This window comes from Corallococcus sp. AB030 (assembly GCF_003668965.1).
Taxonomy (GTDB): domain Bacteria; phylum Myxococcota; class Myxococcia; order Myxococcales; family Myxococcaceae; genus Corallococcus; species Corallococcus exiguus.
This window is the reverse complement of sequence record NZ_RAWQ01000115.1, coordinates 14,721-33,114: the sequence shown is the minus strand read 5'-3', so window position 1 is coordinate 33,114 and position 18,394 is coordinate 14,721. Positions and strand designations below refer to the sequence as shown.

Sequence of the window (18,394 nt, the reverse complement as noted above, 5' to 3'; positions counted from 1 at the left end):
AGCGCTGAAGGTGCTGGGACAGGGGGGCATGGGGGTGGTGTACGCCGCCTATGACCCCGACCTGGACCGCAAGGTGGCGCTGAAGCTCCTGCGGGTGAAGGGCGGCCACGAGGACCTGGAGCAGGGGCGGGCGCGGCTGTTGCGCGAGGCGCAGGCCATGGCGCGCATCTCCCATCCCAACGTCATCCCCGTCTTCGAGGTGGGGCAGTGGGACCACCAGGTCTACGTGGCGATGGCGCTGGTGGACGGCGGCACGCTGCGCGACTGGACGAAGGCGAAGCCCCGGTCGTGGCAGGAGCTGTTGGACAAGTACCTGGCGGCGGGGCGGGGCCTGGAGGCGGCGCATACGGCGGGGCTGGTGCACCGGGACTTCAAGCCGGCCAACGTGCTGGTGGGCAAGGACGGGCGCGTCTACGTCACGGACTTCGGGCTGGCGCGGCCCATGGGCGAGGCGGAGGACGACGACGAGGACGGCGAGCGCACGCGGCCGGTGGGGGACGACTCGCCGTTGAACTCGCAGCTGACGCAGGCGGGCCTGGTGATGGGCACGCCCGCGTACATGTCCCCGGAGCAGTTCCGGGGTGAGCTGCTGGACTCGCGGTCGGATCAATTCAGCTTCTGCGCGGCGCTGTACCGCGCGCTGTATGGCATCCGCCCGTTCGACCCGGACGAGCTGTCGCGGGTGGCGTCCCAGCTGCGGCCCCAGGGGGGCGCGGATGACGAGCACGGCGTGACGGGCGCCGCGGCGGTGCAGGTGCTGCCGCCGTCGCCCATCCTGGAGCCGCCGCGCGAATCGAAGGTGCCGGCGTGGGTGCGCCGCGCGCTGATGAAGGGACTGTCGCTGGAGCCTCGCGACCGGTTCCGCTCCATGGCGGAGCTGCTGACGGTGCTGGGCCAGCGGGAGCGGCGCGCCCTGCTCCAGCGCCGCGCGGGAGCGGCGGTGGCGGCCACGGTGGTGCTGGGCGTGGCGGGCGGGGTGGCGTGGTCGCGCTCCCAGGTGTGCGAGGGGGCGCCGGCCCTGGTGGCGGAGCGCTGGGGACCGGACGCGCGCGAGAAGGTGATGCAGTCGTTCCTCGCGACGAAGAGCCCGGTGGCGCAGGACATGGCGCGCCGGGTGGGCGTGGTGCTGGACGGCTACGGCGCGGAGTGGGCGAAGCAGCACACGGCGGCGTGCGAGGACACGCGCGTGCGTGAGGTGCAGACGGAAGAGCTGTTGTCCCAGCGCTTCGTGTGCCTGGAGCGGCGGCGCAAGGACCTGGGCGCGCTGGTGGCCACGCTGCAGACGGCGGACGTGGCGCTGGTGGACAAGTCGCTGGACGCGGCGTACGCGCTGCCCTCGCCGGGCGACTGCGCGGACGTGGAGTCGCTGACGGAGCTGCAGCCCCGGCCCGCGGATCCCGCGAAGCGCGCGGAGCTGGATGCGCTGGAGGGGACGTTGGCGGAGGTGAAGGCCCGCGTGGACCTGAGCCGGATGCCCAAGGCGCTGGAGATGGCGAAGGCCGCGGAAGCGCGCGTCATGGCCACGGACTACCTGCCGTTGATGGCGGAGCTGAGGTTCCATCTGGGCTGGGCGCAGGCGGTGCTGGGCGAAAAGGCCGCGGGCGGAGCGGTGCTGGAGCAGGCCGTCTACGACGCGGAGGCCGGCAGGGCGGACCGGCTCGCGGTGTCGGTGATGAACAAGCTGCTTTATGTGGACGGCGAGCAGGAGCAGTTCGTGCTCGCGCAGCGCTGGGGCCGGTTGGGCGAGGCGACGCTCAAGCGCGTGGGTGGCGACGCGGTGCTGGAGAGCGACCTGAAGGTGAACGCGGCCAACCTCGCGCTGATGCAGGATCACCCGGACGACGCGCTGAAGCTGCTGGAGCAGGCGTCGGGGCTCCTGGCGAAGGCGCTGCCGGAGGGGCACCCCAAGCGGGCGCGGGTGGCGTTCACGTTGGGGCGCACGCTGCTGGAGACGGGCAAGAGCGCGCAGGCGGTGACGGTGCTGAAGGACGCGCTTGCCCAGACGGAGAAGGCGGTGGGGCCCGTGCACCTGGACACGGCGCGCCGGCATCAGGCGCTGTCCATGGCGCTGCGCGAACAGCGGGACTTCACCGGGGCGCTGGCGCACGCGCGGGTGTCGGTGTCGCTGCACCGCACGCTCCTGGGGAACGAGAGCGTGAAGCTGGCGGAGGCGCTGGACGAGGAGGGCATGAGCCTGCTCGCGCTCAAGCGCTACCCGGACGCGCTGCGGGACTACGAGGAAGCGCTGAAGGTGAAGGAGGCGAAGCTGGGGGCAGAGGACGAGCTGGTCTACTACTCGCTGGACGGAGTGGGGCAGGCGCAGCTGGGCCTGGGCCGCACGCGCGACGCGATTGCCTCGCTGAAGCAGGCGCTGTCCTTCAAGGACGTGCAGGAGGACTCGCTGGGCGAGTCCGGCTTCGCGCTGGCGCAGGCGCTGTGGACAGAGGGCGAGGAGTCGGAGGCGCGCGACGCGGCGTCACAGGCGCTCGCGCGCTTCAGGTCCGCGGGGCGCACGGCGCAGTCGAAGGAGGTCGAGGCGTGGCTCTCCGCTCGGCCCGCGCCGGTGGTGAAGGCGAAGGCGGTGCCCGTGTCCGCCGGGCGCGGTGGTAAGCGCAGGCGGTAGGCTCGGCTGCTCCGGTGTGGCGCGCTGCTGCCTGCGTCCGCCACATGCGACACGCGTGGGCTGTAGGCCTGACCGCGCCGGTGTGTCTCGGGGCGGTGCCTGTGTCCGCAACAAGCGACACACGGGCGGTAGGCCTGGCCGCTCCGGTGTGGCGCGCTGCTGCCTGCGTCCGTCCCGCGCGCCACGCGCGTGCGTGCTTCAAACCGCCGGAGGGCTCAGCACTCCGGCAGGCCGACGCTGAGGTTCGCGACCTCCAGGACGTTGACCGCGAGGCCGCCGCGCGCGGTCTCCTTGTACTTGTCCTTCATGTCGCGGCCGGTGTCGCGCATCGTCTTGATGACCTTGTCCAGGCTGACGAAGTGCTTCCCGTCGCCAGACAGTGCCATGCGCACCGCGTTGATGGCCTTCACGGATGCCATCGCGTTGCGCTCGATGCAGGGCACCTGCACCAGTCCGCCAATCGGGTCGCAGGTGAGCCCCAGGTTGTGCTCCATGGCGATCTCCGCCGCGTTCTCCACCTGCAACGGCGTGCCGCCCAGCACCTCCGCGAGCCCTCCCGCCGCCATGGAGCACGCGCTGCCCACCTCACCCTGGCAGCCCACCTCCGCGCCGCTGATGGAGGCGTTCTCCTTGTAGAGCGAGCCAATGGCCCCCGCCGTGAGGAGGAAGCGCACCACGCCGTCCGCGTTCGCTCCCGGCACGAAGCGCCAGTAGTAGTGCAGCACCGCCGGGATGATGCCCGCCGCGCCGTTGGTGGGCGCGGTGACGACGCGCCCGCCCGCCGCGTTCTCCTCGTTCACCGCGAGCGCGTACAGGTTCACCCAGTCCAGCACCGTCAACGGATTGGTGAGCCCCGCTTCCGGCCGGCTGATGAGCCGCTGGTACATCGCCGCCGCGCGCCGCTCCACCTTCAACCCGCCGGGAAGGATGCCCCCCGTGGTGTACCCGCGCGTCACGCACGCCTGCATCACCGTCCAGATGCGCAGGAGCCCCGCCCGGATGTCCTCCTCGCTCCGCGACGTCAGTTCGTTGCGCAGCATCACCGTGCTGATGGGCTGCTTCTCCCGCTCGCAGTGCTTGAGCAACTCCTCCGCGGACTTGAAGGGCAGCGGCACCGACGCGCTCTCCGCGCGCAGCGGATCCGCGCCCGTCGCAGCCTGCTCGTCCACCACGAAGCCGCCGCCCACCGAGTAGTAGATGCGGCAGGCCAGCGTCTCCCCGCCCTCGCTGAACGCGGTGAAGCGCATGCCGTTGGGGTGGTAGGGCAGCACCTTGCGCTTGTGCATCACCAGGTGCTCGCCGTCGCGGAAGGGGAGCACCAGCCGCTGGAGCAGCGACACGCGCCCCTCCGTGCGCCAGTGCGCGACGATGGCCGGCACCTTCTCCACGTCCACGTCCTCGGGCGTGTCGCCGCGCAGGCCCAGCAACACCGCCTTGTCGCTGCCGTGTCCCTTGCCCGTCGCGCCCAGCGAGCCGAACAGCTCCACCTTGAGCCGCGTCACGCGCTCCAGGAGCCCCGCGTCCGACAGCCCCACCACGAACGTGCGGGCCGCGCGCATGGGCCCCACCGTGTGCGAGCTGGAGGGTCCAATTCCAATCTTGAAGAGGTCGAAGACGCTGACAGGCATGGCGCTTCCCACCATGCCACGTTCATCGCGCGCCGCCTGTGACACCCCACTCACGACGCGCTGCATGCATCCACTTCAAGTCATGCAGGCTGAAAGACAACACGTCCCGCGTGCGCCCGCTCCTCCGGGCGTAGGGGAAGTTGCCATGCCAAGCATGACGCGAGCGGGCTAACCGGCGGCGGGCTGCGGGCCCGTGGCGGGCTGGGGCGACGAGGCGGGCGTCTTCGGACGGAAGGCGAGCAGGCGCAGGCCGTTGAAGACGACGAGCAGCGTGCTGCCCTCGTGGAGCACCACGGCCTGGCTGATGCGCGTGATGCCCAGCACGGCGGCAACGACGAGCACCGCGCTCACACCCAGCGCGATGACCAGGTTCTGCTTCATCACCGCCGTGGCGCGCTTGGACAGCTCCAGCGCGAAGGGCAGCTTCGCCAGGTCGTCGCTCATCAGCACCACGTCCGCCGTCTCCAGCGCCGCGTCGCTGCCGGCGCCGCCCATGGCCACGCCCACCGCGGCGGCGGCGAGCGCGGGCGCGTCGTTGACGCCGTCGCCCACCATGGCCACCGGGTACGTGCGGCCCAGCTCCTTCACCGCCGTCACCTTGTCCACGGGCATCAGCGGCGCCTTCGCCTCGTCCAGGCCCACCTGCTGCGCGATGGAGCGCGCCACGAGCGCGTTGTCGCCGGAGAGCATCACCGTGCGCTCGATGCCGCCCGCCTTCAGCGCCTGCACCACCTGCCGGGCGCCGCCGCGCAGCGTGTCCGCCACGCCCAGCACGCCCAGGTAGCGGCCCGCGCGGCGCACCACCATCGTCGTCTGGCCCGCCTCCTCCAGCCGCGCCACCTCGGCGGAGACCTCCGCGGGAATCGCCTCGCCCGCGAAGAGGGCCGTGCTGCCCACCTCCACCGCGTCATCGCCCACCTTCGCGCGGATGCCCTGGCCGTGGATGGCCTCCAGGTCGCGGCCCACGGGCACGGCGACGCGAGCCTCGGCGGCGCCGTCCACCACCGCCTTGGCCAGCGGGTGCGCGGACAGCGCCTCCACGCCCGCGGCGGTGCCCAGCAGCTCCTCGCGCGTCACGCCCGGCGCGGCCCACGTGGTGAGCAGCCGGGGGCGGCCCACGGTGAGCGTGCCCGTCTTGTCGAAGGCGATGGCGCGGATGCCGCTCAAGAGCTCCAGGTAGATGCCGCCCTTGATGAGCACGCCGCCGCGCGCGGCCGCCGCCACCGCGGAGAGCACGGCGGACGGCGTGGAGATGGCGAGCGCGCACGGCGACGCGGCCACCAGCAGCCCCACCGCGCGCAGCACCGCTTCCTTCATCGGCGTACCCAGCAGCACCAGCACCACCGGGAACACCACCGCGGACGCCATCACGAGCGGCGCCACGGTGCGCTCCAGCCGCTGGGCGAAGCGCTGCCGCTTGCCCTTCTGCGCCTCGGCCTGCGCCACCATGTCCACCACGCGCGCCAGCACGGACTCCGACGACAGGCGCGTCACCTCCACCTCCAGCGCCGCCTCGCAGTTGATGGTGCCGGAGAACACCTCGTCGCCCGGCTTGCGCGCCACCGGCATGGACTCGCCGGTGATGGCCGCCTGGTCCAGGGAGCTCTTGCCTTCGAGGATGACGCCGTCCAGCGGGACGCGGTCGCCCGGGCGCACGACGATGCGCTCACCGCGCTTCACGTCCGCCACCGGCACCTCCACCACCTCCGAGCCCCGGCGCACGCGCGCCACCTCCGGGCGCAGCTGGCCCAGCGCTTCAATGGAGCGGCGCGCCTTCTCCATGGCCCGGTGCTCCAGCGCGTGGCCCGCGCTGAAGAGGAAGAGCAGGAACGCGCCCTCGAACCAGGCGCCGAGCACCGCCGCGCCCAGCGCCGCCACCACCATCATCGTCTCGATGTCGATTCGCAGCTGCGCGATGGACTGCACCGAGCCGCGGATGGCGAAGAAGCCGCCGCTCGCCATGGACAGCGCCCAGAGCACCGTGGCCACCAGCGGCGGCGCCAGCGCGAAGTGGTCCACCACGAAGCCCGCCGCCAGCAGCACGCCGGACACGACCACCAGGGGCAGCTCCAGCAGCGGCGCAAGTCCGCCACCGTGCGCGTGGTGCGAACAGGCGTGGCCCGCCATGGGCACTTCCAGCCCGTACCCGAGCGCCTTCACCCGGGCCTCCACGTCCGGGAGCTTCAGCTCCGCCTTGTCGTATTCGATGACCAGGCGCTCGCTGGCGTACGCGACGCTGGCGGTGAGCACGCCCTTCATCTTGGAGACAGCGTGCTCGATGACCTGGGCCGCGTCCGCGGAGTCCATCCCGCGCACGAACCAGGTGTGGGGCAGGTAGCGCGCGGCCACCTGCTCTCCTGTCTTCCGAGCCAGCTTCAGCAACTGGGTGACGCTCACCAGCGACGGCTCGTAGTGGATGCACACCTCCGCGTGTCCCGCGTCGCGGCGCAGGTGCACGTCGGTGATGCCGTGCTGCGACTCCAGGGCCGCCTCCAGCCGCGCGAAGCGGCCCTGGTCGTCCGTCTCTCCCGGCAGCGTGCCCTCCAAATCCAACTGGAGCGCCGAGCCGCCTCCTTCCGCCGGACGGTGGTCCGGCGGACGGATGACGCGCTGGGAGTGGGCATGGCCGTGGTGGTCATGCCCGTGGTCGTGGCCATGGGAGCAGGAAGCAGTGTGGACGTGGGTCAAGCCGTCCGCGTCGTCGTGGTCGTGACCGTGGCCTTCATGGCCATGGTCGTGGTTGCACCCCGGGCCGTGGACGTGGCGCTGCACGGCGTTTCCGCCTGCTTGCGCCTCCTTGAGGCCCTTGATGTTCAACGAGCCGAACCGCGCACCGCTCTTCTTCTGCTCCGACATGGCTTGGGTCTTCCTGTCGCCCTAGTGGCGGTGTCCGCGGCGTGAGTGCGAGGGCGCGGCGGCCGGAGGCGTTGCCGCCTGGGGTTTTTCGTCCTCATCCTCGTCGTGGTGGTCCTCGTCCTCGTGCTCCTCGGGGACGGGCTGGTCGAAGCGCTGGCCGGCGACCTCCAGCGTGAAGCGCTTGCACGTCGGGGGAATGTCGAACTCCAGCACCGCGGGCAGGCGGCCCTCGTACGTCTTCAGCACATTGCCCTGCTCGTCGTAGACGGTGCCGCCAGCGGCGACCGTCATGGTCTCGTCCACGAGCACGGCCACGAGCTCCGCCATCTCCTCCATGCGGTCCGCGTGGCGGTGGCACCAGAGGTGTCCCACGCCCGGATAGGTCGTATGGGAGATCTCCTCCATCTGCTCCTCGTCCACGTGCTCGCCCACGCCCATGAAGACGAAGTTGATGCGCGGCAGGCGGCCGGAGGCGATCTCCTTGGCCACCTGCGTGGCGTAGGCCGTCACGTCATGGGCGTCGTTGATCTGCGAGTCCGTGATGATGACCGCCAGGCCTCGCTTGGCGCCTTCGCCCACCTGCTGCTTGATGTGCGCCACGAAGTCGCGCAGCACCGGCAGCATCACCGTGGCCTTGCCGTAGGACTTGGGCCCGGGGAAGCGGTAGCCCTTGGCCTGCGGGCCCGTGAGGTCGCCCACCATTTCCAACTGGGTGCCGTCGCCGCAGGCCCAGTAGGTGACGCGCACCTTGCCGTCCCGGTCCTTGTTGGCCAGGTACTCCAGCATCCACTGCATCTGCGGCTCGACCTGGTTCTTCACCGGGGCGAGCTTCGCCAGGATGCCGCGCGGCCCGTACGCGTTCTCCATGCTCGCGGAGCCGTCCATGTAGAGGGCCACGTCCAGGCCCTCCACGGTGGGGTCGTGCAGCAGCGTCGCGACGACCTTGTTGCCCATCCGGTGGACGTCGGAGAAGGGGCGGTTGATGACTTCGTGGCCGGCCATCAGTGGTGGTCCTCGTCTTCGTCCTCGTCGTGGTGCTCTTCGTCGGGGAGCGGCTGGGTGTAGCGCTGGCCGTTCACCTCCAGCGTGAAGCTCTTGGCCTCCTCCGGCACGTCGAACTCCAGCACCGCGGGCAGGCGGCCCTCGTACGTCTTCAGCACCGTGCCCTTGTCGTCGTAGATGGTGCCGCCGGCGGCGACCGTCATGGTCTCGTCCACCAGCACGGCGACCAGCTCCGCGACCTGGGTGATCTCCTTCGCGATGCGGTGGCACCAGAGGTGGCCCACGCCCGGGAACTCCGCGTGGGCGATGTGCTCCAGCTGCTCCTCGTCGATGTCGTCGCCCACGCCCACCAGCACGAAGTTGATGCGCGGCAGGCGCCCGGAGGCGATCTTCTTCGCCACCTCCGCGGAGAACTTCTCCACCGCTTCGGCGTCGTGGAGGCGGCCGTCGGTGACGATGATGGCGCAGCCGCGCTTGGCGCCCACCTTCACCTGCTCCTCCAGGTACTTCACATAGTCGCGCAGCGCGGGCTCCAGGTACGTGTAGCCGCCCAGCTGCTTCGCGCCGGGGAACTTGTACTGCTTCACGTCGGTGCCCTTGAGCTCACCCACGGGCTCCACCTGGCGGCCGCTGGTGCCACAGGCCCAGTAGGCCACGCGGAGCAGACCGTTGCGGTCCTTGGTGGCCAGATACTCCAGCATCCACCGGACCTGGGGCTCCACGTCGTTGGAGGGCTCCTTCAGCGGCGCGCCGCGCAGCCACTCCAGGAAGGTACGCTGCTGCGTCTTGTAGGCGTACTCCTCGCGCATGCTGCCGGAAGCGTCCATGTAGATGGCCATGTCCAGGCCCTCCACCGTGGGGTCGTGCAGCAGCACCGCGCGCACGCGGTCTCCTTCGCGGTGCAGGTCCGAAAACGGCTCGATCGGCTTCTCGTGTCCCATGGTCTGCCTTTCTGGAGGGTGAAAACGCTATCGCCCGGTGTGCGAGCACCGCAAACGGACGGGGTCAGTCATCGAAGTCGCTCATCCAGTCCGGCTTCTTGCCGGGCGGAGCGGGCGCCTTCTCTTGCTGCTTGGGCGCCGGACGGGCGGGCGCGGCCGGGGCCGGACCGAAGTCCGCCTGCCATGTGGCCGGAGATGAAGGCTTCGCGGGAAGAGGCCGGGGCGCGGGCTTCGGTTGCAGCTGCGTGAGGCGCGGCTTCGCGCCGCCGGGCTTGCCATGCGCGCCGATGAAGTCCTGCATCCAGTCGCTGGAGCGCACGGGCGGCGTGGGCAGGCGCGGCGGGATGGACGCGGGCGGCGTGGGCGCGCGAGGCACCGTGGGGCGCATCACCGGTGTGCCCGGAGAAAGCGTGCCCGCGGACACATGGGCGCGCAGCGTGCGCTCCGTCTCCGTGGGCCAGCCGGGCAGGAGCGGCAGCACGCGGCGCGCGAGCTCCAGGAACTCGGGAGGCGGCGCTTCCCGGGGCACGCGCACGGTCTCGTCCTGGAGCCAGCCGGCGAGCTTCCCCACCAGCCCGCCCTTCGTGGGGCGCGGCGTGGCGATGTCGCCCTTCACCTCGTAGCCGCGCAGCTCCAGGTCCGCGATGGCCATCGCGCGGCTCGGCACGGGCAGCTCCAGCGAGGCGATGGCCTGGGGCCCCTGGTTCGTGTGCGCGTCGTCCTGGAGCTGGGTGAGCACCGCGTGCAGCATGCTCGCGACCTGCGTGCCGTTGGCGGCGTGGTGGGCCTGCAACTCCGCGGGCACCGCCGGGTAGGTGAGGACGAGCCCTCGCCCCTGAGCCAATTGATCCGCGCGGTCACCCGGCAACAGCGCGTGGTAGGCGCGAGGCGCGTCGCGGCTCTCCGCGTCCTTCACGTAGTGGAAGGCGTCCTGCGCGCCATGCGCGAAGCCCGCGAGCACGTCGCCCCGGGTGACGGTGAGCTGCCCGTTCACGCGCGTGACGGCGCTGCCCGGCCACGGGCCCGTGAGCGTGCCGTAGAGGTAGACGGGGTCGTTGAATCCCTCTGTGTTGGAGGGGTGCTCCACTACCTCCGGGGAGAAGAAGAACAGCTCCGTCGCGGCTAGGCGGCGCGGAGGTTTGCCGGAGGCGACCTCGTGGTGCGCGAGCTGCGTCTGCACGGACGCGGGCAGCCGCGCGCGCTCGCTGCCGGGGATGAGCTGGAGCTGGCCCACGACGTCGGTGCAGACGAGCCACTCGGCTTCGCCCAGGTACGCGGGCTCCAGCCGGAAGGCGTCCAGGACGTGGACGACCTCCGAGGCATCGCACGGCACGGGCTCGACCGGGCTGGCGGCGTGGGGAACGAAGTAGCGGGGCGTGCTCACGGAGGCCGCGACAGGCTGGCGCAAGCCGCTGGGGCAATCAAGTGTCGGGGCGGCATCCCCGGGTCCGCGCAACGGCGTGGATTCCATCGTTCGTTCCACGCCCCTTAAGGGAACGGGGCGTGGAGCGAAAGTGGGAGCAGGGCCTCAGGAGGGCTCGATGAAGTTGAGCCGGTAGCCGTCCGGGTCCGTGACGACGATTTCGCGGGTGTACCAGGGCTGCACCGTGGGGCCCTCCACGTGCGCGCCCAGCGCCGCCGCCTTCGCGGCCACCGCGTCCACGCCTTCCGAGCCCGCGCGGAAGCCCACGAGCACGCCCATGCCCTTGCGTCCCTCCAGCTTCAGGTTTGGAGGAGGGCTCACGAGGTACACGTCCGACTCGCCACCCCACTGGAGGCGGAGGATGGGAGGTTCCGACGCGATGCGTTCGAAGCCGAGGCCTTCATAGAAGCTCACGGAGGCCTGCGCATCCGTCACCAGCAGCTTCACGAACGACCGCATTGTCTGGGGCTTGTCCATGGGCGCGGCAGTCTGCCCGGAGCGATGGACGGGCGCCACGCACACGAGGGCCATTATCAGGCCCGGGATGGAAGTGACGTATCGTCGGGCGCGGATCCGGGTGGGACCGGGCCGAAGCGGCAAGGGGACGGTTTCATGGGTGACGTGACACGGACGCGGCAGGGCCCTGGGGCCGTCGCCTATGACGACGTCAACGAGCTCATCGCCACCGCCACCCGGCTGATGCAGAAGGACGCCGCGCCGGACACGCTCACTCCGGACGACCTGCGGCGCATCGGCGAGGAGCTGGACATCCCCGCGCGCTACGTGGACCAGGCGCTGGAGGCGCTGGCCCGCCGCCGCGAGGAGCAGGCCCGCGAGGCCCAGGCCCGTGAGCGTCTGTCGCGTCAGCGCCGCGCGAGGCTCAAGCAGGGCGCGTGGGCGGGAGTGGCGCTCGCGGGCGTGCTGGCCGTGTCGGGGCTCGTCGTTCGCAATGGGCTCACCACCACGCTGGCGGAGGTGGCCCAGAAGCGGTCCCAGGTGCGCAACGTGGTGGAGCGCCGTGAGACCCTGCATGCGCGCTTGGATCAGCTCACGCCCGGTCTGAACCGCGACGCGGAGGTGGCGGGCGCGGACAACCGCGTGGCGGTGGAGCAGCGCCGCTATGACGAGCGCGCCGCTGCGTACAACGCCTCCGCTGCTTCCTTCCCCACGAGCTGGGTGGTCCGCCTGAGCGGGCTGCCCCCTTCGCTGCCGTTGTCCTCGGAGGTGTCCTCATGGTGAAGACCGTCCTCCTGACGTTGCTGTTGCCCTTGCGGGCGCTGGCGGAGGTGCCGTCCATCACGAGGCCGGTGACGGATCCCCAGCACCTCTTGACCGCGTAGCAGACAGAAGTCGTCTCCAAGGCCCTGGTGGACCTGCGCGCCGCGAAGCAGGTGCAGATGGCGGTGCTGCTGGTGGACACCGCGGAGGGCCAGCCCATCGAGGACTACGCGCAGGCCGCCTTCCGCCAGTGGAAGGGCGGTGTGGCGGGACAGAACAATGGCCTGCTGCTCGTCATCGCGCGCGCGGACCGCCGCTCCCGGATGGAGGTGGGCTACGGACTGGAGGCATCGCTGACGGATGGTGAGGCGACGGCCTTGCTGCACGCGCAGGGACCGTACTTGCGCGAGGGCCGGTTCGAACCGGCGCTGCTCGCCATCATCGCGGGCGTGGATGCGCAGGTGTCCGCCGGAGAGTTTTCGGGCGCCAGCGCCACGACACCGCCCTGGACCTCGGCGGAGTCGGCCTGGTTCCTCGTGGCGCTGTTCATCACGGCGTGCGTGATGGCGCGGCTGCTGCTCCAGGTCCAGGCCTCAGGCTTCCGGGGGCGGAGAGGGCTCACGATGGCGGCGCTGCTGGGCGTGCTGCCGGCAGCCGCGCTCGTCTCCGTCGGGTGGTCCGGGCCCAGGTCCCCGCTGTTCATCCTCGTCGCGTATGGCGTGCTGATGGGGGTGTTCTTCTGGGGATGGAGGCTGTTCCAGCGGTACACGACATCGTTTTGGGGACTGGGGCTGCTCTTCGCGCCCCTGTTGATCCTCGCCAACAGCCGGTTGAAGAAGGACCCCCTCCTCGATCTGGCGGACTTCCTCCTCTGGCTGGTGTTCGGCTCCCTCTTCGCGTTTCCCGTGGCCGTGATGGTCGGTGCGCTGGGCATCCTTCTCTTCCGGAGGGTGTGGTACCCGGAAAGTCGCGGCACCTGGGGCGCCTCCGGTTCGGGCGGCGGTACCGCGTCGTCGGACTGGAGCGGCGGCGTCGGGTCTTCGAGCTACGACTCCTCGTCCAGCTACGACTCCTCGTCGTCCTCCAGCAGTGACTCGTCCAGTTCGTCCTCGGACTGGGGCGGCGGCGGCGGCGACTCTGGCGGCGGCGGCGGCAGCGACTCCTGGTAGCCCCTGGCTGCCCGCCTGCCCACCAGCCGGGCGCCATCTTCACGTTGGGTCAACCCAGAACGGCATGGGGAGGCCCGTCGCCTGCCTGGAGGGTGCTCCCTACCTTGGGGGCATGAGGCCTGCGCGCAAGGGACTCCCGGTCTACGTACCGCCCCGGACGGTGTGGTCGGTCGGGGCCCAGGTGGTGTTGCTCGTGTTGCTGGGCACGGCGATGCAGAGCCTGGGGCCCGTGCTCACGCTGCTGGCGGCGGCGCTGCTGCTGGGACTGGCGGCGGAGCCCGTCGTGCGCCGGCTGCAGTCGTGGGGCCTGCGCCGGGGGATGGGCGTGGCGCTCATCGCGCTGACGCTCTTGGGAATCATCGGCCTGCTCATCCTCACGCTGGTGCCGCTGCTCGTGGAGCAGCTCCAGCACCTGGTGGAGGCGGCGCCGGTCTTCCTCACGGAGCTGACCCAGGCCCCCTGGGTGCGGAAGCTGGATGAGCACTTCGGTGTGCTGTCGCATCCGCAGGACGCGTTCAACGTGGAGCCGGGCGTGTTGGCCAGGCCGCTCATCACCGTGCTGTCGTCCACGGTGCAGTTGCTGGGCGCGGGCATCACGGTGCTGGCGCTGGCCGTGTTCGGCCTGCTCTTCGGACACGACCTCTACGCGAGCATCCTGGGCTGGGTGCGCCCGCGCAGCCGTCCCCGTGTGCGCCGCGTGGTGGGCCGGATGCGCGAGGCGGTGGGCAACTACCTCGTCGGCACGCTGCTCATCGTCACGGTGGGCGGCGCCTTCACGGCCGGCATGTCGCTGGCGCTGGGGGTGCCGTACTTCCTGCCGCTCGGCCTGGTGGCGATGGTGTTGGGGCTCATTCCGTACATCGGCAGCGTCATCACCGCGCTGCTGGTGAGTGTGACGACGCTGGCGTCGGTGGGCTCGAAGCGGGCGATCCTCGCGCTGGCGCTGTTCATGATCTACCAACAGTTCGAGTCCCACCTGTTCAGCCCCCTGGTGCAGCGGCGCGCCATCAAGATGAACCCGCTGCTCATCTCACTGGTGGCGCTGGTGGGAGGCTCCGTCGCGGGGCTGCTGGGCGTCATCCTCGCGGTGCCGGCGGCGGCGGCGGGGCAGGTGTTGCTCACGGAGGTGCAGCGCGAGCGTCGCAAGACGTGGAAGCGCGAGAGTCGTCTGGCGGCGGCCCTGCCTTCCGGACTGGGGAACGCGGACGAGGCACTGTTGGCGGGTCCACTTGCTCCACCGCGAAGTGAAGCGCGGCGTGCACCCCCGGCCGACTCCGGGCATCCTGGGACGCCGCACTGAAGCCGCCTTCCCTCCCTAGAGCCCTCCATGACTACCGACGAGAGTGTTTCGGCTTCCCAGAAGCGCGTGGCGGCGGAGCGCGCGGTGGACTTCATCCAGCCGGGCATGGTGGTGGGGCTGGGAACGGGCAGCACGGCCGCGTATGCGGTGCGGCGGCTGGGCGCGCTGCTCTCCGCCGGGACGTTGAAGGACGTGGTGGGCGTCCCCACGTCGCGCGCGACGGAGGCCCTGGCCGCGTCGCTGGGCGTGCCGCTCACCACGCTGGACGTGCACCCGGTGGTGGACCTCACCATCGACGGCGCGGACGAGGTGGCCCCGGACCTGTCGCTCATCAAGGGCGGCGGTGGGGCGCTCCTGCGAGAGAAGGTGGTGGCGCAGGCGAGCCGCCGAGAAATCATCGTGGTGGACGCGGCCAAGCTGTCTCCCCGGCTGGGCACGAAGTGGCCGGTGCCGGTGGAGGTGCTGCCCTTCGGTTGGCGCTCGCAGGCGCTGTTCCTGGAGTCGCTGGGCGCGCGCGTGGTGGTGCGGCTCGCGCTGGACGGGGCGCCGTACCACACGGATCAGGGCAACGTGGTGTTGGACTGTGACTTCGGTCCCATTGGCGACCCGGCGGCGCTGGCCGCGAAGCTGGAGTCTCGCGCCGGGGTGATGGCGCACGGCCTGTTCCTGAACCTGACCACCGACCTGTTGGTGGCCGGGCCGGAGGGCATCACCCACCGCGTCCGGGGCGCGTGAGGCGCAGGGCATCCTCGGCGGTGTCCACGTCCTCCTCGCCGCCGGGCAGTGGAACCTCCACGACGCGCGAAGGATCGCGAGCGATGAGCCCGCGTGCCCCGCCCGTGGGAGGTAGGGCCTCCAGCTCGGGGAAGAGGGCGCGGGAGAAGAGGGCGGGGACGCCCCGGGTGCCCGCGTAGGTGGACGCGACGATGGGCGCGCGCGTGCGTTCGAAGGTGGCGATGAGCGACCGCAGGTGGGGTGCGTCCACGCGGAGTTGGTCGCAGAGCATCAGGAGGGCGCCGTCCACGCCCGGGGGAAGCGCCCGCAGGCCGGCGTGCAGTGACGAGCCCTGACCCAGCGCCCAGTCCGGGTTGTCCACGCACCGCACGGCAAGCCCGTCCAGCTCCGCTGCGACGTCGTCACGCCGCGCGCCGAGCACCACGGTCACCACCGGGCTCGCGGCCAGGGCCAGCTCCGCCGCGCGACGTACCAGTGACACGCCTTCGTGGCGCAAGAGCTGCTTGGGTTGTCCCAGCCGCGAAGAACCACCGGCTGCGAGCAGCACGATGGCGACGGTCATGCACGCCTCCGCGCGCGGGCGAGCTCATGCGCTGTGCGCGTTCCGAGCAGCCCGCCGTCCAATGGCTTGGGCTGTCCCAGCCGCGAAGAACCTCGCGCGGACGAGCGGACCGGCGCGTGCGCCGTGCGCGTTCCGAGCAGCCCGCCGTCCAATGGCTTGGGCTGTCCCAGCCGCGAAGAACCTCGCGCGGACGAGCGGACCGGCGCGTGCGCCGTGCGTGCTCCGAGCCCGTCGGTTGCGTGCGTCTCGCTGATGCGGTCCCTCACGCCGACCTGCGCTCCGGCGCGATGGCCTCCGCGTGGATGGGCGCCTGCCGTTCGCGCAGCCGTCCCCCGTCGCGCCCGGCCAGCACCGCCTGCACCTCCGCGATGATGGACAGGGCAATCTCGTCCGCGCCCTCCGCGCCCAGGTCCAGTCCCATGGGCGCGTGCAGCTTCTCCACCTGTTCGGCGGTGGGCGTGCGCGCCAACTCCCGCAGGATGCGCTCCGTCCGGGCGCGAGGCCCGAGCACTCCCAGGTAACGCACCGGCAGCGGCACCAGCCGCTCCAGCAGCTCCCGGTCCTGCGGCAGGCTGTGCGTCATCACCAGCACCACGCTGCGCGCGGACAGCGGCACCTTCTCCAGCACCTCGCTGGCCCGCGACGCGACATGCGCCTGGGCCCCAGGGAACCTGCGGCGCAGCAGCTCCACGGGCCGGTCCGCCACCACCGTGAGGTGCCACCCGAGCCCCTGCGCGCGCGACACCACGGGCGCGACGTCGAAGCCGCTGCCGAACACCACCACCGGCGGCGCTGGCTCCACCACCTCCACCAGCACCTCCGCGCCCCCGCACGCGCCGCTCCAGGGCACGCCGCGCACCAACGCCTCCGTCGCCGCCGCGCGCACCGGATCGAGCAGCGCGCCCTGGAGGTTTCCCTCCGACACTCCGTCCTCGCGCAACATCAGCCGCGAACCCACCGCGTCCTCGGGGCCCCGGTACACGGTGGCCACCACCGCGCGCAGCGACTGCTTGCGCGCCTCGGCCGCGAAGCCGAGCGCGTCACCCGGGCCGGGCTCCCAGCGCTCCAGCAGGATGTCCACCACGCCGTTGCACCCGAGCGCGAACGACAGGCCGCCCTCGTCCTCCGCGGCGTCGCCCGTGGTGTCGTAGCGCAGCACACGCGGCCCGTCCGACGTCCAGAAGAAGGCCTTGCGCACGAGGTCTCCCTCCAGACACCCGCCGCTCACCCCGCCCGCGAGCCAGCCGTCCGCGCCCATCAACATGCGGGCCCCCGGACGCCGATACGACGAACCGGACACCGCCACCACAGTCGCCAACACCACCGGACCGGAGGCGCGACCGCATGCCCGCAGCAGGTCATCGAGTTCCTTCATCGCCCACCTATCTAACCACCCACGCCCCATGCCCGGGCCGATTCCGCCCCGGACGGATGGGCACCGTCCGACGTCCGATTCATGCCCGGCGCACGCAGGGCAACCCTCCGGCCGACCGCCCGTCCCCTACGTGACGCTGGCGGACAAGGCCTCCCGCCACGAACTTGAGCGGAGGACTTTTGATGGAGGCTCGGTGGAATCCAAAGCGCGACGGCATGACGCCCGACATCGCTTCCCCTTTGCTCATGGCACCCCGCGGGCCTGGCGCCCCAGCAAGGGGAGGGCGGCATGAAGATGCCCGAAGTGCTGGAACACCTGCCCGCCGTTGGACACCTGCTCGGACGCAAGCCGAGCGGGCAGGAGGACGTTTTGCCGAAGCGTGACCCCACCCTGACCCTGCCGGACTTCCAGGCCGTGCCGCTGCCCTCGAGCGAGCGCCGGCTGGGAGACGGCCGCACCTTCATCGTGCACCACCCCGCGCCACGCGCGCCCCGGGGACCGGGCCTCACGGTGATGAGCTACAACATCCTCATGGGCGGCGAGCGTCAGGAGGCGCTGCTGGAGTACTTCACCCAACTGGAGGCCCAGGACCGCATGCCGGACGTCATCGGCCTGCAGGAGGCGGGCGTGCCCATGTCGGTGCTGCTCGCGTCCCGCTTCGGCTTCCACCTGGCGTACCAGGGCAGCGACGGCGACGACGGCACCCGGCTGGTGAACGGCAAGGCCTGGCTCAGCCGCCACCCCATCGTGGACGCCGCGCACTTCACCTACGTCCTCACCGACGCCGAGCGCAATGAAGCCATCGCGCGCCAGGGCTACGCGGGAGAGCTGGTGGAGGACCGGGGCGTGCTGTGGCTGAAGCTCCACGTGGAGGGCCGCCCGCTCTACCTCTACAACCTGCACCACGCGCTGGGGGACTCGGCCATCAACGCCCTCAACCTGCGCCAGCTCAACTCGCTCCTGAGCCGCCGCGAGGGCGTCCCCGCCGTCGTGCTGGGCGACTTCAACGCCAACACCGCCATCAAGCGAGGCGGCTCCTGGCTGGTGGCGCACCTGCTGCACCCGAAGCAGGACAACGACACGGACACCATCGAGGAGTTCCGTCAGCGCTACGGCGACGACATGCACAACGTCACGGTGGGCGACCGCGGCGTGGGCAACATCGCGGACCCGCGCCTGCGCCATGAGCTGCACACGCTGGAGCAGGACCTTCCGGAGACAGTGTGCCACGCGACGACGGTGCGCGTGCGGCTGGCGGACCACTCGCTGACGACGCCTCATCACGCCCGTCAGGAGCTGAGCTCCGGCCAGATTCCCAAGCACAGCCCCGCGTGGTGGCGCCTGCAGGACATCGCGGATTGCGCCACGCTCACCTCGCACCCGGACAGCCACGGCGTGGTGCACGCCACCGGCAAGCGCTTCGACAACTTCTACGCGACGCGCTCCCTGGTCCCGGTCCTCTTCGAGGTGGACCGCTCCACCGAGTCCTCGGACCACCAGCCGGTGGTGGCCCACTACCGCTTCGGCGACGGACAGGTGAAGTCCCCGCCGCACCACTGACG

At 71.3% G+C, this 18,394-nt stretch carries 13 protein-coding genes and 1 pseudogene; 6 read left to right on the top strand and 8 right to left on the bottom strand.

The features are described from left to right. The first annotated feature begins 4 nt into the window (after positions 1-4). A complete protein-coding gene (locus D7Y15_RS46625) occupies positions 5-2,623 on the top strand; it encodes a serine/threonine-protein kinase (RefSeq protein ID WP_304988688.1) in 2,619 nt (872 codons plus the stop codon). Positions 2,624-2,838: 215 nt separating this feature from the next. Here D7Y15_RS46625 and D7Y15_RS25260 read toward each other — a convergent pair whose 3' ends face one another. The 6 genes from D7Y15_RS25260 to D7Y15_RS25235 form a co-directional block, all read right to left on the bottom strand. After that, positions 2,839-4,251 (bottom strand): L-serine ammonia-lyase, encoded by a 1,413-nt coding sequence (locus D7Y15_RS25260; RefSeq protein ID WP_121754179.1) that lies wholly within the window; start codon positions 4,249-4,251, stop codon positions 2,839-2,841. Between the two features lie 168 nt (positions 4,252-4,419). Further along, positions 4,420-7,107 carry a cation-translocating P-type ATPase gene (locus D7Y15_RS25255; RefSeq protein WP_121754176.1) on the bottom strand — a complete coding sequence of 896 codons (2,688 nt, stop codon included), beginning with the start codon at positions 7,105-7,107 and terminating at the stop codon, positions 4,420-4,422. A 21-nt stretch (positions 7,108-7,128) separates the two neighbouring features. Next, positions 7,129-8,109: a VWA domain-containing protein gene (locus tag D7Y15_RS25250; RefSeq protein ID WP_121754175.1), complete on the bottom strand. Its 981-nt coding sequence runs from the start codon at positions 8,107-8,109 to the stop codon at positions 7,129-7,131. After that, positions 8,109-9,050, bottom strand: coding sequence for a vWA domain-containing protein (locus tag D7Y15_RS25245; protein WP_121754174.1), 942 nt, complete (start codon positions 9,048-9,050; stop codon positions 8,109-8,111). The genes D7Y15_RS25250 and D7Y15_RS25245 overlap by 1 nt, the downstream gene beginning before the upstream one ends. A gap of 64 nt (positions 9,051-9,114) precedes the next feature. After that, the gene (locus D7Y15_RS25240; RefSeq protein ID WP_233605081.1) at positions 9,115-10,458 is read right to left on the bottom strand and encodes a hypothetical protein; all 1,344 of its coding nucleotides are present in this window, start codon (positions 10,456-10,458) and stop codon (positions 9,115-9,117) included. Between the two features lie 120 nt (positions 10,459-10,578). Continuing rightward, the gene (locus D7Y15_RS25235) at positions 10,579-10,932 is read right to left on the bottom strand and encodes a VOC family protein (protein WP_233597062.1); all 354 of its coding nucleotides are present in this window, start codon (positions 10,930-10,932) and stop codon (positions 10,579-10,581) included. A 153-nt stretch (positions 10,933-11,085) separates the two neighbouring features. Between D7Y15_RS25235 and D7Y15_RS25230 the strand changes: the two genes are divergently transcribed. The 4 genes and pseudogenes from D7Y15_RS25230 (at position 11,086) to rpiA (ending at position 14,895) form a co-directional block, all read left to right on the top strand. Then, the gene (locus D7Y15_RS25230; protein WP_121754172.1) at positions 11,086-11,712 is read left to right on the top strand and encodes a hypothetical protein; all 627 of its coding nucleotides are present in this window, start codon (positions 11,086-11,088) and stop codon (positions 11,710-11,712) included. A 119-nt stretch (positions 11,713-11,831) separates the two neighbouring features. Then, positions 11,832-12,860, top strand: a pseudogene (locus D7Y15_RS25225) (TPM domain-containing protein); the annotation flags it as partial. Between the two features lie 112 nt (positions 12,861-12,972). Continuing rightward, positions 12,973-14,160, top strand: a complete 1,188-nt coding sequence (locus D7Y15_RS25220) for an AI-2E family transporter (protein WP_120577288.1) — start codon at positions 12,973-12,975, stop codon at positions 14,158-14,160. Positions 14,161-14,187: 27 nt separating this feature from the next. After that, positions 14,188-14,895, top strand: coding sequence for a ribose-5-phosphate isomerase RpiA (gene rpiA / locus D7Y15_RS25215; protein ID WP_120577289.1), 708 nt, complete (start codon positions 14,188-14,190; stop codon positions 14,893-14,895). On the opposite strand, the gene D7Y15_RS25210 is transcribed toward rpiA, so the two are convergent. After that, complete coding sequence (locus D7Y15_RS25210; protein WP_121754171.1) at positions 14,870-15,457, bottom strand: NTP transferase domain-containing protein; 588 nt, start codon at positions 15,455-15,457, stop codon at positions 14,870-14,872. The two genes, rpiA and D7Y15_RS25210, sit on opposite strands and share 26 nt — an antisense overlap. Before the next feature lie 262 nt (positions 15,458-15,719). Further along, positions 15,720-16,832, bottom strand: coding sequence for an XdhC family protein (locus D7Y15_RS25205; protein ID WP_121754170.1), 1,113 nt, complete (start codon positions 16,830-16,832; stop codon positions 15,720-15,722). 288 nt (positions 16,833-17,120) lie between these two features. Between D7Y15_RS25205 and D7Y15_RS25200 the strand changes: the two genes are divergently transcribed. Beyond that, entirely contained in the window at positions 17,121-18,392 is a 1,272-nt protein-coding gene (locus D7Y15_RS25200) for an endonuclease/exonuclease/phosphatase family protein (RefSeq protein WP_121754169.1), read from the top strand. The last annotated feature ends 2 nt before the right edge of the window (positions 18,393-18,394 follow it).